We start from the raw sequence: 15011 nt of genomic DNA, 5'->3' as shown, positions 1-15011 counted from the left end.
TTCGACGCCATCCGGGCCTGTCATGACCTTTGCCGACCTCGGCCTCATAGATCCGCTGCTGCAGGCGCTCACCGCCCTGGAGCACAGCTCCCCCACGCCCATCCAGCGCCAGGCCATCCCGGCGGTGCTGGCCGGTCGCGACCTGCTGGCCGCCGCCCAGACCGGCACCGGCAAGACCGGCGCCTTTGGACTGCCGCTCCTGCAGCGACTGGTGCAGGAAGGCCCGGCGGTGACGCCAAACCATATTCGCGCCCTGATCCTCACCCCCACCCGCGAGCTGGCCGAGCAGGTCCATGCCAGTCTGCGCGACTATGCCCAGCACCTGCCCCTGCGTACCGCCGTGGCCTACGGTGGCGTGAGCATCAATCCGCAGATGATGAAGCTGCGCAAGGGCGTGGACGTGCTGGTGGCGACCCCCGGGCGCCTGCTCGACCTGTTCAACCAGAACGCCGTGCGCTTCGACCAGGTACAGCTGCTGGTGCTGGACGAAGCCGATCGCATGCTCGACCTGGGCTTCTCCCGGCAACTGGGCGAGCTGTTCGTCATGCTGCCGCGCAAGCGCCAGACCCTGCTGTTCTCGGCGACCTTCTCCGACGCCGTGCGTCAGCTGGCCGCCCCGGTACTGCGTGATCCCCAGACTATCGACGTCAGTCCGCGCAACACCGCCGCGGTCACCGTCAAGCAGTGGGTGGTGCCGGTCGACAAGAAGCGCAAGACCGAACTCTTCCTGCACCTCTATCGCAGCGGTCGCCATGGCCAGGTGCTGGTGTTCGCCAAGACCCGCAAGGGTGTGGAGCAACTGGTGGAGGCGCTGCAGGCCGAGGGGCTGGCGGCGGAATCCATCCATGGCGACAAGCCCCAGCCCGCGCGGCTGCGTTCCCTCGCCCGCTTCAAGGCCGGCGAGGCCGACATCCTGGTCGCCACCGACGTGGCCGCCCGTGGCCTGGACATCCAGGACCTGCCACTGGTGGTCAACCTGGACCTGCCCATCGTGGCGGAAGACTATGTCCACCGCATCGGCCGGACCGGCCGCGCCGGCAACCAGGGCCAGGCGGTGTCCCTGGTGTGCGCCGATGAAGTGGAGCAGCTGGCGGCCATCGAGACCCTGATCGGCCAGATCCTCATGCGCCGCGACGAGCCGGACTTCATTCCCGACCATCGTGTCCCCCAGACCGGCCCGGGCGGCCTGGTCATGAAGAAACCCAAGAAGCCGAAGAAACCCAAGGTGGGCGGTCCGGCATCCGACAAGCCCCTGGGCCGCTGGGTGGAAGACGGCAAGCCCAAGGTCAAGTCGGTGCGCAAGGCGCCGGGTTTCGGCAAGGCGCGCAAGAAGCCCTGAGCCCAGGAATGGTGGACAAGGCTGCGCCGTTGTCCACCCTACGACCCCCCACCTCGTAGCCTGGAAAACCGCGCAGCGTTTTCCGGGTGAGGAGTTGAACGCACATGGACAAGGCTGCGCCGTTGTCCACCCTACGGCCCCGCACCTCGTAGCCTGGAAAACCGCGCAGCGTTCTCCGGGTGAGGAGTTGAACGCTCGTGGACAAGGCTGCGCCGTTGTCCACCCTTGTATCTCGACTACAGCCTCCTCAGGAGGTCATAGTCCCCGACTGATCATCGGGGGAGGATGGCAAGCCGCGTCCACCCTTAAGCCTTTGAGCTTGCAGCGTAGATAGGCTGCCTCCTCCACACTCATCCCCAAGTCCGAACGGTATCTGGAGCCTCAAGAGCTCGTATTACGCAAGGTTGGACGGGATGACGTGATCGTGACGCATCTGAAGGAGGAGACATCATGGCCGTAGTAGTAGGCGTTGATATCGCCAAGCGCAGCTTCGACCTGGCCGTCCTGCAGTCCAACGGCAAGTACCGGACAAAGGGCAAGCTGAGCAACGATCAGGCAGGCTTCGCGGTCTTTGCTGACTGGCTGCAACAGCATGCCGAGCCAGGCGCTTGGATCGTGATGGAAGCCACGGGCATCTATCACGAATCGCTCGCCGGGCACTTCCATGCGTTGGGCTACCGAATCGCGGTGCTCAATCCAGCACAGATCGCCCGTTATGCGCAAAGCCAGTTGCAGCGCAGCAAAACGGACAAACTCGACGCCAAGCTGATTGCCACCTATGGCCAGCGGCATGAAGATAGTTTGCGAGCCTGGCACCCGGAACCTGTTTCCATCCGCACGCTTCGCGCGCTGACCCGGCGCCTGGAGGATCTCCAATCGCTACGGCAGATGGAGCTCAATCGGCTCGAGATCAGTCCGGAAAAAGTCCAGGACTCGATCCGGGCAGTCTTGCAACGGCTCGATGAGCAGATCGCCTGGACGCTCGAACAGATCAAACGCCATATCGACGACGATCCGGACTTGCGTGGTAAGCGCGACCTGCTGGTGAGTATCGACGGCATCGCTGACAAGACCGCCGCCCTGATCCTGGCGGAGCTCGGCGATATCGACCGCTTCGCCGATGCGCGCGCCGTTACCGCCTTTGCTGGCTTGAACCCGCGCCTGCAGGAGTCCGGCCTCGCGCGCGGCCATACCTGCATCTCGCGCATGGGATCAGTCCGCTTACGAAGTGCGCTATACCTACCTGCTGTCGTGGCGCTGACCTATAACCCGGCTATCAAGGCGCAAGCCGAGCGCCTGAAAGCCAGGGGCAAGAAAGGTAAACAAACCGTCTGCGCCGCCATGCGTAAGCTGCTGACCATCGCCTATGGCGTGCTCAAATCGGGCAAGCCTTTCGACCCTGCTTTAGCCATTGCACACTGAAGGGCGAAGACGGTATCTACGGCCCCCACCTCGTAGCCTGGAAAACCGCACAGCGTTTTCCGGGGATGGTGGACCAGGCCAGACAGGCGGATGACGCAGAACCATCATCCACCTGATCGCGGACCTACTCCGCCAGGCGCCAGGTGGTGCCGCCCTTGCCGTCTTCCAGCACCACGCCCAGGGCAGTGAGCTGATCACGGATGCGGTCGGATTCCGCCCAGTTCTTCTCGGCACGAGCAGCAAGGCGCGCCTGGATCAGCGCCTCGACCTCGGCCGCATCCACCCGGCCCGCCGCATCGGCGCGCAGGAAGGCTTCCGGCTCCAGTTGCAGCACGCCCAGCACCTCACCCAGTTCGCGCAGCCGCCCGGCCAGGCCGGCCGCCGCGGCCGGATCGCTCTCGCGCAGGCGGTTGATCTCGCGGGCCAGTTCGAACAGCACGCCACAGGCGCCGGCGGTGTTGAAGTCGTCGTCCATGCACTGGGCGAAGCGCTCGGCGTAGCTTTCACCACCCTGGGCGGGCGCCTGGGGCAGGCCCTTGAGCGAATGATAGAAACGCTCCAAGGCGCCCTTGGCTTCGCGCAGGTTGTCTTCCGAATAGTTGATCGGGCTGCGGTAGTGGCTGGCGATCAGCAGGTAGCGCACCACTTCCGGGTGGTACTTCTCCAGCACCTCACGCAGGGTGAAGAAGTTGCCCAGGGACTTGGACATCTTCTCGCCGTTGATGGTGATCATCCCGCAGTGCAGCCAGGCATTGGCGTAGGTCTTGCCGGTGGCCGCCTCGCTCTGGGCGATCTCGTTCTCGTGGTGCGGGAACTCCAGGTCGTTGCCGCCGCCGTGGATGTCGAAGGTCTCGCCCAGGCAGCAGGTGGACATCACCGAGCACTCGATGTGCCAGCCCGGCCGCCCCTCTCCCCAGGGCGAAGCCCAGGTCGGCTCGCCCGGTTTGGCGGCCTTCCACAGCACGAAGTCCAGCGGATCTTCCTTGGCCTCGCCCGGCTCGATGCGGGCACCGATGCGCAGGTCCTCGACGCGCCGCCGCGACAGCTTGCCGTAGCCGGCGAAGCGATTGACCCGGTAGTAGACGTCGCCATTGCCCGCGGCATAGGCGTAGCCCTTGTCGATCAGGGTCTGGATCATGGCGTGCATGCCGTCGATATGATCGGTGGCGCGCGGCTCCTGGTCGGGCTTGCGAATGTTCAGCCGCGCCTCGTCCTCGTGCATCGCCTCGATCATCCGCGCTACCAGGTCGGTGAAGGGCTCGCCGTTGGCGTTGGCGCGGTTGATGATCTTGTCGTCGATGTCCGTGATGTTGCGCACGTAGGTCAGGTCATAGCCGCTATGGCGCAGCCAGCGCGTGATGACGTCGAAGGCCACCATGCTGCGGCCATGGCCCAGGTGGCAGTAGTCATAGACGGTCATGCCGCAGACGTACATGCGCACCTGCCCCGGCACCAGCGGCGTGAAGGCTTCCTTGGTCTTGGTCAGGGTGTTGTAGAGGTGCAGCGCCATCATTGCCCCCAGGAATCGCGCAGGGTCACGGTGCGGTTGAATACCGGCTTGCCGGGCGCCGAATCCTTGAGGTCGACGCAGAAGTAGCCTTCGCGCTCGAACTGGAAGCGGTCTTCCGGCTGGGCCTGGGCCAGGGACGGCTCGGCGCGGCAGCCCTTGAGCACCACCAGGGACTCGGGGTTGATGTTGTCGAGGAAGCTGCCGCCCTCTTCGCTCTTCTCCGGCTGGGCCGAACGGAACAGGCGATCGTAGAGGCGTACCTCGCACTCCACGCTACCCTCGGCCGGCACCCAGTGGATCACGCCCTTGACCTTGCGGCCTTCGGGGTTCTTGCCCAGGGTGTCCGGATCGTAGCTGCAGTGCAGCTCGATGACCTTGCCGTCGGCGTCCTTGATGGCTTCGTCGGCGCGGATCACGTAGCTGCCGCGCAGACGCACCTCGCCACCCGGCTCCAGGCGCTTGTAGCCCTTGGGCGGATTCTCTTCGTAGTCGCCCTGGTCGATGTACAGCTCGCGAGTGAAGGGCAGCTGGCGCACGCCCAGGTCCTGCTTGGGATGCCGTGCCAGTTCCAGGTTTTCCACCTGGCCCTCGGGGTAGTTGGTGATCACCACCTTGAGGGGCTTCAGCACGCACATGGCGCGCGGGGCGTTCTGGTCCAGGTCCTCGCGGATGGCGAATTCCAGCATGGCCACATCGACCACCCCGTTGGAGCGGGTCACACCGATCATCTCGCAGAAGTTGCGGATGGCGGCCGGGGTGTAGCCGCGACGGCGATAGCCCGACAGGGTCGACATGCGCGGATCGTCCCAGCCCTGCACATGGCCTTCGTCCACCAGCTGCTTGAGCTTGCGCTTGCTGGTGACGGTGTAGTTCAGGTTGAGGCGGGCGAATTCGTACTGGCGCGGCTGCGCCGGCACCGGCAGCTTGGCCAGGAACCACTCGTACAGCGGGCGATGGTCCTCGAACTCCAGGGTGCAGATGGAGTGGGTCACGCCTTCCAGGGCATCGGACTGGCCATGGGTGAAGTCATAGCTCGGATAGATGCACCAGGCATCGCCGGTCTGGTGGTGATGAGCGTGGCGGATGCGATAGAGGATGGGATCGCGCAGGTTCATGTTGGGCGAGGCCATGTCGATCTTGGCGCGCAGCACCTTCTCGCCGTCCTTGAATTCGCCGGCCTTCATGCGGGCGAACAGGTCCAGGTTCTCGGCCACCGAACGGTCGCGGAAGGGGCTGTTGCGACCCGGCTCGGTGAGGCTGCCGCGGTATTCGCGGGCCTGCTCGGGGGTGAGGTCGCAGACATAGGCCAGGCCCTGTTCGATCAGGTTGACGGCCCAGGCGTAGAGCTGGTCGAAGTAGCTGGAGGCGTAGCGCACCTCGCCGGCCCAGTCGAAGCCCAGCCAGTGCACATCGCTCTTGATGGCGTCGATGTATTCCTGGTCTTCCTTGGCCGGGTTGGTGTCGTCGAAGCGCAGATGGCAGTCGCCGCCGAATTCCTTGGCCAGCCCGAAGTTCACGCAGATCGACTTGGCGTGGCCGATGTGCAGGTAGCCGTTGGGCTCCGGGGGGAAGCGGGTGACGATCTTGGCCTGCTTGCCGGCGTCCAGGTCAGCCTGGACGATCTGCCGCAGGAAATGCGCGGGGGCGGCTTTGGCGGCGGTGGACGAGTCGGAAGTCGGCTTGCTCATGGGATCCTTAACTGGGCAGACGCGCGGCCAGGGTAGGCCGGGCAAAGGTAAACCCGTATCATAGCCCAACCCGTCAAGTCCCGGCGAAACCCTTGAGGCCTTCGCCGGGTCTGGATGCTGTCCCCCTTAGCTACGGATTCGCTGCCATGATCAAGCTGCACACCAACCACGGCGTCATCACCCTGGAACTCTTCGAGGACAAGGCGCCCGAAACCGCGGCCAATTTCAAGGAATACGTCAAGAGCGGTCACTACGACGGCACCATCTTCCACCGTGTGATCAGCAACTTCATGGTCCAGGGCGGTGGTTTCGAGCCGGGCATGAAGCAGAAGCCGACCCGCGCCCCGATCAAGAACGAAGCCAACAATGGCGTCTCCAACGCGATCGGCACCGTCGCCATGGCCCGCACCATGGACCCGCACTCCGCCTCGGCGCAGTTCTTCATCAACGTGTCCGACAACACCTTCCTCAACCACACCGCGCCCACCAGCCAGGGCTGGGGCTATGCGGTGTTCGGCAAGGTCGTCGAAGGCATGGACGTGGTCAACGCCATCAAGGGCGTCGCCACCACCAGCAAGGCCGGTCACCAGGACGTGCCGAGCGAAGACGTGATCATCGAGAAGGCCGAGATCGTCGAGTGATCCTACTGGTCTCCGACCTGCATCTCGAACCGCAACGCCCGGACCTGGTCCGGGCGTTTTTGCATCTCCTCGAAACCCGCGCCCGCGGTGCCGAGGCCCTGTACATCCTTGGCGATCTGTTCGAAGCCTGGATCGGCGACGACGCCATGGGTGCCTTCGAGCAGGAGATCGCAACGGCCCTGCGCCAGCTGGCTGACAGCGGTACGGCCATCTACCTGATGCACGGCAATCGCGACTTTCTAATCGGCAAGGCCTTTTGCCGCCAGGCTGGCTGCCGCCTGCTGCCGGATCGCCATATCGCCGACTTCCACGGCCGTCGCGTGCTGCTGATGCACGGCGATACCCTCTGCACCCGCGACGAGGGCTACCAGAAGCTGCGCCGCATCCTGCGCAACCCCCTCACCCTCTTCGTCCTGCGCCACCTGCCGCTGGCCAGCCGCCAGAAGCTGGCGCGCAAGCTGCGCAGCGAAAGTCGCCAGCAGACCCGGGCCAAGGCCATGGACATCACCGATGTCACCGAGGCCGAGGTCGAGCGGGAAATGCGCGCCGCCCGGGTGACCACGCTGATCCACGGCCATACCCACAGACCCGCCCGTCATGAGCTGCTGCTCGATGGCCAGCCGGCCGAACGTATCGTGCTGGGCGATTGGGACCGTCGCGGCTGGGTGCTGGCAGCCAGCGCAGCGGGCCTGAGCCAGGTCGACTTCGCCCTCGACGAACGGTAATGACGCAGCCAGGCAAGCCTGGCTTGCGTGCGGCAAGTCCCTGACCGGAAAGGCAATCCTGCGCGGCCACCTGGTCCTGGTCGCCCGGGCTGCGACCGATCGTCACATGGCGACTACAGAAATCCGCGCAGGCGACCGATGACGAGGGTGTAAGGAGATGTAACCCTTTTCCGCGGAGACGCCCATGCAACTCGACACCCTCTTTGCCCAGCTGCACAACCTGCCCAACGTCCCCGAAGTGGCGCAGGTCCTGATCCGGCAATTCGACGACCCCAACACCAGCATCGAAACCCTGTCGCGCACCGTGGCGCGTGACCCGGTCATCGCCGCCAAGGTGCTGCGCCTGGCCAACTCGGCGCGCTTCCGCGGCGCCCGCGAATCCACCAGCATCGAAGACGCCGCCCTGCGCCTGGGCTTCAACACCCTGCGCACCCTGGTCCTGGCTTCGGCCTTCGCCAGCGGCTTCAAGGCCGCACCCGGCTTCGATCTGCAGGCCTTCTGGTACAACAGCTTCCTGGTCGCCAGCCTGTGCAAGCCGCTGGCCAAGCAGGCCGGCCTGGACCAGGAAACCGCCTTTACCTGCGGCATGCTGCATGACATCGGCGAGTTGCTGATCCAGAGCGGTGCGCCGGAGCTGGCCCCCAGCCTGGCCGGTCGGGCCACCGCCAGCAGCCATCGCGCCGCTGACGAGACCCTGCAACTGGGCTTCGGCTATCCGGAAGTGGGCGCCGAGCTGGCGCGTCGTTGGCAACTGCCCCAGGTGCTGCGCGATGCGATCGGCTATCAGGCCCGCCCGCTGCAGGCGCCGGAAGGCAACGGCTATGCGCTGATCGTGGCTCAGGCGGTCGCCGTGGCCGAGGTGCTGCACGAGAATGCCGGCGACAGCAAGGTGCAGGACCTGAGCGGCCCGCTGTTCGCCAGCATCGACCTGGAACAGCTGACGGCCGTGCTGCCCAACGCCCGGGATACCGCCGCGACCTTTGCCCAGGCCGCCTGATCCCCGGAGGGCCTGGCCAAATCGCAGGCAAGAAAAAACCCCTGGAGCTGGGCTCTCAGGGGTTTTCTCAGATCTGGCGGTGAGGGAGGGATTCGAACCCTCGATAAGATTTCTCCTATACACACTTTCCAGGCGTGCTCCTTCAACCGCTCGGACACCTCACCAGATTTGCTCAGTGGCTGCATCTGCATCACCGAGGCGCGCAACTATAGGCAAAGGCGATTTCGATGGCAAGCTTTTTCTTCAATCGATTCATACATTTGCATTCACGACCTGGAAGGGCCTGCGCCCTGCCCCGTTCACGGGATGACCGGCTGGTCGCTCCTCCCTCGCTCCAAACCGTTGATACCTCCGACCAACGGTAGCGTCGCACGCATTTTCCTAATCGCCTGAAAGCAAAGGAAAAATCCCTTGGTACGACATTTCTGATAACCGCCTGGCCGGTTACCGCCACAAAACTGAAATTTATGTTCTATAGCTACTGGATAGTGCTCAAGCCTGCGGGTATCAGTAACTGCATGCCGCTGTTGCGCAAGCGCTTCCCGCTGAAGACGTAAAGGCTCTAAACAGCTAACAATAAAGGCCCCGAGTCATGTTCAAGAATCCCGTCCCCAAGTGGCGTCAGGCGAGTTTCGTGCTCATCGTCACCACCGTCGTGCTGGTCATCCCCAACCTCTCGCGGTTCTTTGGCTGATCCCTAGCGCCAGTAATCCGCAGGTGCTGCCGGCAAGGCTGCCAGCAGATCACGCAGCCCTTCCCCCCAGCCCTTGCGCAGGGCCTGGAAGTAGGGATCCTGTTCGTCGATCCGGTGACTGCTGACCTGCGCCAGCCGATCGCGCGGATAGACCACCAGATCCAGCGGTAGCCCCACCGACAGGTTGCTGCGAATGGTGGCGTCGTAGGACAGCAACGCGCAGCGCAGGGCTTCTTCCAGCGGCGTCGCGAAGGTCAGCGCCCGATCCAGGATGGGCTTGCCGTATTTGCTCTCGCCGATCTGGAAGTAAGGCGTGTCCTCGGTGGCGCTGATGAAGTTGCCATGGGGATAGAGATTGAACAGCTCCGGCTCCGCCCCGCGGATCTGCCCACCCAGCAGAAAGGAACAGCTCAGGTCCAGGCCGTGACCGCTGGGCGCATCCTCGGCATCGCGCTGCAGGACCTCGCGCAGGGTCTGCCCCAGCAGCCGGGCGGCGTCGTACAGGGTGGGTACGCCGTGCAGGTTGTCCTGCTCGCTGTCCAGGCGCTGTCGCAGCAGACTGATCACCGCCTGGGAGGTGGCCAGATTGCCTGCCGACTGGATGACGATCAGGCGCTCGCCGGGGATACGGAACAGGTGCAGCTTGCGAAAGGTGGCGATGTTGTCGACCCCGGCATTGGTACGGGAATCGGCGACGAATACCAGGCCATCCTGCAGTTTCATGGCGACGCAATAGGTCATGCGAACCTCGGCTGATCGAACGGTCGACGCGACAGCGCCCGACAGCAAAAGAAAAGACGGCCCCTGGCCGCCTTTTCGTCTGCTATGGGCAGCGCCGATTATTGCTGTTGCTGCGCCTGCTGCAAGGGCTCGACCAGCACCCTGGCCTCCATGTGCTCCACCCCGCCGCCGCGGCGCATGCCGCGCACGGGACAGGCGTCCAGGTAGTCCAGACCGATGGCCAGCCGTAGGTGCCGCTCCGGCCGGGCCAGGCGATTGGTGACGTCGTAGCTGTACCAGGCGCCGTCATGCCAGGCTTCCGCCCAGGCGTGGCTGGAGAGGTGCGCGCTGTCGTCGGTGCACAGATAGCCGGACACATAGCGCGCCGGGATCCCCAGGCTGCGGGCGCAAGCCAGGAAGGCATGGGCATGGTCCTGGCACACCCCGGCGCCCTTGGCGAAGGCCTGGGCGGCATTGCCGTCCACCTCGGTGGAGCCGGGCACATAGGTCATGCGCTCGTGCAGGCGCTCCATCAGCTGGATCAGGGTGTCGCGATCGCGGCGACCGTCGCAGACCTCGCGGGCGAAGGCGGTCAGCGCCTCGTCGGCCTCGGTCAGCCGGGTCTGGCGCAGGAAGGGAAAGGCCGAGGCCTGGCAGGGTTCCGCCTCGAAGGTCTCGTCGATCTCCACCTGGCCGCTGGCGGTGATGGTGATGGCGTCGTGCGGCGTATCCAGGGTCAGCACATGCAGGATGTTGCCGAAGGGATCGCGCTGCGCCCGCGCCGGCCGTGGCAAGGCCAGCTCCCAGCCGAGGATCCGCTGACGGGCATCATCCTGGGGCGTGAGCCGCAGGTACTGGATGCTCGCGCGTACCTGGTCGGCGTAGCGATACAGGGTTTCGTGATGAATCGCGAGTCTCATACGGTCTCCAGGTAAGCGGTATTGATGGCGCTGCCGAGCTGGCGGACATGGACGATGAAGTCGCCGATCCAGGCATGGAGTCCTTCTTCGAGCACCTCGTCGATGCTGGTATAGCGCAGCCGCGCCTCGAGACCGGCCGCCAGGCGCTTGGCCTCGCGGCCGTTCTCGCCGGGCAGACTGGCCAGCACCCGGTGCAGTTCGATCACGCAGGCCAGCAGCGAGCGCGGCAGGTCTTCCTGCAACAGCAGCAGTTCGGCGCCATTGCGCACGTTGAGGGCATCGCGATAGAGCTCGGTGTAGGCCTCGAAGGCGCTCAGGGCGCGCAACAGGGCGCTCCACTGATAGAAGCCGCGGGCGGAGGCGTCGCTGATGGCTTCCGCCTCCTCTTCCCCCAGTACCTGGTAGCGGGCGTCGAGCATGCGCAGGGTGTTGTCGGCGCGCTCAACGAAGGTGCCCAGGCGGATGAAGCGATAGGCGTCGTTTCTCATGATGGTGCCGACGGTGGCGCCACGGAACAGGTGGGAACGCTCCTTGACCCATTCGCAGAAGCGGCTGATGCCGAAGCGGATCAGACCGGTGACGGCAATCTCGCGCATCTCCAGCCAGGTGGAGTTGACGTTCTCCCACATGTCGGCGGTGATGCGTCCACGCACCGCGTGGGCATTGCTGCGCGCGGCCTGCAGGCAGCAATAGATGCTGCCGGGGTTGCGCTCGTCCAGGGCGAAGAAATGCAGCAGGCGCTCGGGGTGCAGGGCGCCGTGCTTTTCCCGGTAGTCATCCAGGGTGCCGGTGATAAGCAGCGGCATGGCCAGCTCGTCCAGGCCTCCGCCCTGCCCGCTCTGCGGCATCATCGACAGCGAATAGCTGACGTCCAGCATCCGCGCGAGATTCTCGGCGCGCTCCAGGTTGCGGGACATCCAGTACAGATCGGCAGCGGTACGACTCAACATGGTGGGGTCGCCTTTCAAAGGTCCTTGCGAGGCCGCCGGGGCGGCCACTGTTCTGTGGCGATCTAGTCCTGCACCACCCAGGTGTCCTTGGTGCCACCGCCCTGGGAGGAATTCACCACCAGCGAACCTTCGCGCAGGGCGACCCGGGTCAGGCCACCGGGCACCAGGCGCGTCTTGCGACCGGACAGCACGAAGGGCCGCAGGTCGATGTGCCGCGGCGCGATGCCGTTCTCGACGAAGGTCGGGCAGGTGGATAGCGACAGGGTCGGCTGGGCGATGTAGGCGCTGGGATTGGCCTTGAGCCGGGCGCGGAAGGCTTCGATCTCCATGCTGCTGGCGGTGGGGCCGACCAGCATGCCGTAGCCGCCGGAGCCATGGACTTCCTTGACCACCAGCTCGGGCAGGTTGGCCAGCACATGGGACAGTTCGTCCGGCTTGCGGCACTGCCAGGTGGGCACGTTGTAGAGGATCGGCTCTTCGCTGAGATAGAAGCGGATCATCTCCGGGACATAGGGATAGATCGACTTGTCGTCGGCCACTCCGGTGCCGATGGCATTGGCCAGGATGACGTTGCCGGCGCGATAGGCCGCCAGCAGGCCAGGGACGCCAAGCAGGGAATCCGGATTGAAGGCCAGGGGATCGAGGAAGGCGTCGTCGAGGCGGCGATAGATGACGTCGACCTTCTGGAAGCCCGAGGTGGTGCGCATGAACACCTGTTCGTCGCGTACCAGCAGATCGGCGCCCTCCACCAGCTCCACGCCCATCTCCCGGGCCAGGAAGGCATGCTCGAAGTAGGCGCTGTTGAAGCGACCCGGGGTGAGGACCGCCACCGTGGGGTTGTTGACCGGGGTGGAACTGCGCAGGGTGTCGAGCAGCAGATTCGGATAGTGGTCGATGGGCGCGATGCGCTCCAGGGTGAACAGCTCGGGAAACAGCCGCATCATCATCTTGCGGTTCTCGAGCATGTAGGACACCCCGCTGGGGGTGCGCAGGTTGTCTTCCAGCACGTAGTAGGCACCGTCGCCATCGCGCACCAGGTCGACCCCGGCGATATGGGCATAGATGCCGTTGGGCAGGTCCAGCCCCTGCATCGCCAGCTGGTACTGGTCGTTGGCCAGCACCTGCTCGGCGGGAATGACCCCGGCCTTGATGATGCGCTGGTCGTGATAGAGGTCGTGGAGAAAGAGATTCAGCGCCTGGACGCGCTGGATGCAGCCGCGCTCGATGATCTGCCATTCGCTGGCGGGAATGGCCCGCGGTAGCGCATCGAAGGGAATCAGGCGCTCCGTGCCCTGCTCGTCGCCATAGAGGGTGAAGGTGATACCGGCGCGATGAAACAGCAGGTCGGCTTCACGCCGCCGCTGGGCCAGGAGTTCCGGGGGTGTCTCGCTCAGCCATTGCGCATAGCGACCATAGTGCGGTCGGCATTGCGCCTGGACGTCATACATCTCGTTATACAGTTGGCGGCTCATGCCGATCTCCTTGTCACCCACGGTGCAGCTTCGCAAGCCGCGTGCCAGCGCAAGAGGCTTGTAGATCAAGCTCTTGCGCGGCATCGGGTCGCGCGGTGCACCAAAGCCAGGCACGTAAGCGTGCGCATGCACCGCAACGTTTCCGTCATGAGCCTAAGACGGTGCGGCGGGCGGAAAGTGCGATGATTGAGCGGCGGGGTGATTTCAGGGGGTGAGACGGGCATCCCCGGCGGGATGCCGCCTCGGCAGGGCTTGGATCAGGCAGAGCTGCGGCTGACTTCCTGGGTCACGCCCCAGCCGTCGAGCTGGCCGCCCAGGGGCACCACCACCGCTTCCAGATCGCTTTCGAAATCGTCGATGGTGGCGTGGGTGGCGAACATCACTTTGCTGACCTGCAGATGCCAACCCCCCTCTTCGTGCGGCATCACCTGGGCATTGAGGGACTCGCCGTGAAACTGGTCCGCAGCGATGCGGGCCTTGCCTTCATCGGCGAAGATGGCGAAGAAGTCGATTGGATGGAAGCGGGCGAAATCGAAGCCGCCCTCCTTCATCCGCTGCAGCAGGTTCAAGCTCACATCATCGGCAAACGACAAGGACATAGGACAACCCTCCTCTGGTTCGGATGATCTTCTCGCCGAAGCGTCGCTACCGACGTCCGGCGAGTCGCGGCTGAAAACTCGAACGGTGCCGCGACCGCCAGGGCTTACGCCTTGCCGATGGCCTCCAGCACGTATCGAGGTAGAGCAAAGGCAGCAGCATGCAGCTCCGGGGTGTAGTAACGGGTCTGGATGCCTGTATCACTGTAGCGCTGCGCCAGGGTTTCGGCATCTTGCCGACGCAAGGTCACGTCCTTGCTGCCCCAGGCGAGGGTCATGACGCCCCCTATGTAGGTAGGCACCGCTGACAGATAAAAGTGCCAGTCGGCGAACAGCCCGGACATCCGGCCGGCGGTGGTCCTGACCTCGTCCAGTTGCAGGAAGGGGGTACCGTTCTGGGCCACCATCACGCCGCCCTCGTTCAGGCAGCGATGGCAGGCCTGGTAGAAGTTTTCCGAGAACAGCACCTCGGCCGGGCCGATGGGATCGGTCGAGTCGGAGATGATGACGTCGTAGCGCTCGGTGGTGTTGGCGACGAAGTTCATGCCGTCGTCGATTACCAGATTCAGCCGCGGATCCTCGAAGGCACCCGCGGAATGGCCGGGGAAGTGCTCCTTGCACATCTCCACCACCGAACCGTCGATCTCGACCATGGTGATGTGCTCGACCCCCTGGTGCTTGGCCACTTCGCGCAGGATGCCGCCGTCACCGCCGCCGATGATGAGCACCCGCTTGGGCGCCGGATGGGCCAGCAGGGGCACGTGGGTGAGCATCTCGTGATAGATGAATTCGTCGGCCTCGGTGGTCTGGATCACGCCATCCAGGGCCATGACCTTGCCCAGCACGGCGTTCTGGAAGATCACCAGGTGCTGATGCTCGGTGCGCACCTCGTGCAGCATGCGCTCGACGGTGAAGCGCTGGCCATAGCCGTCGTAGAGGGTTTCCAGGTAGTCGCTCATGTCGATCTCCGCAGGTGGCAGGCCGAGACGAGCAATGCCCGGCCAAAAGCCGGGCATTGTAAGAGCTGGATGTGACAGGCTCCAGTGTTGTGCTGGCTAACCCTTGTGGGTGGGCGCGGTGGCCGAGCGATTGCCGCGCGGGCCGGCGGCCGCCCAGGCGATCAGGCCGATCACCGGCAGCACGATGATGAGCACGGTCCAGCCGATCTTGGCGTTGCTGGTGCTGTCACTGCGGATGACGTTGACGATGGCCCAGATGTCGAGCAGGAAGACGATGAAGCCCAGTACACCGCCAATGGTGGAATTGATCATGTCGCGACTCCCGTTGCGAGGACACAGGTCTCGTCAATTGGGACTGGCAAGAGCGGCGTCGAGTTC

Annotated in this window: 14 protein-coding genes and 1 tRNA gene; 5 read left to right on the top strand and 10 right to left on the bottom strand. The window is 64.6% G+C overall.

Annotated elements, in window-relative coordinates:
* The first annotated feature begins 22 nt into the window (after nucleotides 1-22).
* Both ACZ5R1_RS08460 and ACZ5R1_RS08455 read left to right on the top strand, forming a co-directional pair.
* Entirely contained in the window at nucleotides 23-1339 is a 1317-nt protein-coding gene (locus tag ACZ5R1_RS08460; RefSeq protein WP_150338972.1) for a DEAD/DEAH box helicase, read from the top strand.
* A gap of 450 nt (nucleotides 1340-1789) precedes the next feature.
* Complete coding sequence (locus ACZ5R1_RS08455) at nucleotides 1790-2761, top strand: IS110 family RNA-guided transposase (RefSeq protein WP_042138602.1); 972 nt, start codon at nucleotides 1790-1792, stop codon at nucleotides 2759-2761.
* Nucleotides 2762-2885: 124 nt separating this feature from the next.
* Here ACZ5R1_RS08455 and cysS read toward each other — a convergent pair whose 3' ends face one another.
* Nucleotides 2886-4271 (bottom strand): cysteine--tRNA ligase, encoded by a 1386-nt coding sequence (gene cysS, locus ACZ5R1_RS08450; protein WP_464713024.1) that lies wholly within the window; start codon nucleotides 4269-4271, stop codon nucleotides 2886-2888.
* On the bottom strand, nucleotides 4271-5959 hold the full coding sequence (locus ACZ5R1_RS08445) for a glutamine--tRNA ligase/YqeY domain fusion protein (RefSeq protein WP_464713023.1): 1689 nt from the start codon (nucleotides 5957-5959) through the stop codon (nucleotides 4271-4273). Before ACZ5R1_RS08445 ends, cysS begins: the two co-directional genes overlap by 1 nt.
* 146 nt (nucleotides 5960-6105) lie before the next feature.
* Between ACZ5R1_RS08445 and ACZ5R1_RS08440 the strand changes: the two genes are divergently transcribed.
* The 3 genes from ACZ5R1_RS08440 (at nucleotide 6106) to ACZ5R1_RS08430 (ending at nucleotide 8322) form a co-directional block, all read left to right on the top strand.
* A complete protein-coding gene (locus ACZ5R1_RS08440) occupies nucleotides 6106-6600 on the top strand; it encodes a peptidylprolyl isomerase (protein ID WP_007158996.1) in 495 nt (164 codons plus the stop codon).
* Nucleotides 6597-7325, top strand: a complete 729-nt coding sequence (lpxH, locus tag ACZ5R1_RS08435) for a UDP-2,3-diacylglucosamine diphosphatase (protein WP_284670828.1) — start codon at nucleotides 6597-6599, stop codon at nucleotides 7323-7325. The genes ACZ5R1_RS08440 and lpxH overlap by 4 nt, the downstream gene beginning before the upstream one ends.
* Before the next feature lie 184 nt (nucleotides 7326-7509).
* The gene (locus ACZ5R1_RS08430; protein WP_074584242.1) at nucleotides 7510-8322 is read left to right on the top strand and encodes an HDOD domain-containing protein; all 813 of its coding nucleotides are present in this window, start codon (nucleotides 7510-7512) and stop codon (nucleotides 8320-8322) included.
* 74 nt (nucleotides 8323-8396) lie between these two features.
* Here ACZ5R1_RS08430 and ACZ5R1_RS08425 read toward each other — a convergent pair.
* The 8 genes from ACZ5R1_RS08425 to ACZ5R1_RS08390 form a co-directional block, all read right to left on the bottom strand.
* Nucleotides 8397-8486: transfer RNA gene (locus tag ACZ5R1_RS08425), tRNA-Ser, on the bottom strand.
* 533 nt (nucleotides 8487-9019) lie between these two features.
* Nucleotides 9020-9757: a proteasome-type protease gene (locus tag ACZ5R1_RS08420; RefSeq protein WP_027601867.1), complete on the bottom strand. Its 738-nt coding sequence runs from the start codon at nucleotides 9755-9757 to the stop codon at nucleotides 9020-9022.
* Nucleotides 9758-9855: 98 nt separating this feature from the next.
* Entirely contained in the window at nucleotides 9856-10656 is an 801-nt protein-coding gene (locus ACZ5R1_RS08415; protein WP_027599879.1) for a transglutaminase family protein, read from the bottom strand.
* Nucleotides 10653-11606 carry an alpha-E domain-containing protein gene (locus ACZ5R1_RS08410; RefSeq protein ID WP_007159008.1) on the bottom strand — a complete coding sequence of 318 codons (954 nt, stop codon included), beginning with the start codon at nucleotides 11604-11606 and terminating at the stop codon, nucleotides 10653-10655. Before ACZ5R1_RS08410 ends, ACZ5R1_RS08415 begins: the two co-directional genes overlap by 4 nt.
* Before the next feature lie 62 nt (nucleotides 11607-11668).
* A complete protein-coding gene (locus ACZ5R1_RS08405; RefSeq protein ID WP_007159009.1) occupies nucleotides 11669-13078 on the bottom strand; it encodes a circularly permuted type 2 ATP-grasp protein in 1410 nt (469 codons plus the stop codon).
* A 257-nt stretch (nucleotides 13079-13335) separates the two neighbouring features.
* Nucleotides 13336-13677, bottom strand: coding sequence for a ribonuclease E inhibitor RraB (locus ACZ5R1_RS08400; RefSeq protein ID WP_007159010.1), 342 nt, complete (start codon nucleotides 13675-13677; stop codon nucleotides 13336-13338).
* 104 nt (nucleotides 13678-13781) lie between these two features.
* On the bottom strand, nucleotides 13782-14633 hold the full coding sequence (gene speE, locus ACZ5R1_RS08395; protein ID WP_027599880.1) for a polyamine aminopropyltransferase: 852 nt from the start codon (nucleotides 14631-14633) through the stop codon (nucleotides 13782-13784).
* 96 nt (nucleotides 14634-14729) lie between these two features.
* Nucleotides 14730-14942 (bottom strand): PLD nuclease N-terminal domain-containing protein, encoded by a 213-nt coding sequence (locus ACZ5R1_RS08390; RefSeq protein ID WP_026083979.1) that lies wholly within the window; start codon nucleotides 14940-14942, stop codon nucleotides 14730-14732.
* Nucleotides 14943-15011: the final 69 nt, after the last annotated feature.

The organism is Pseudomonas sp. Pso3 (genome assembly GCF_055393275.1).
Note: the sequence above shows the minus strand (reverse complement) of the source record. Positions and strands in the feature narration are given on the sequence as shown.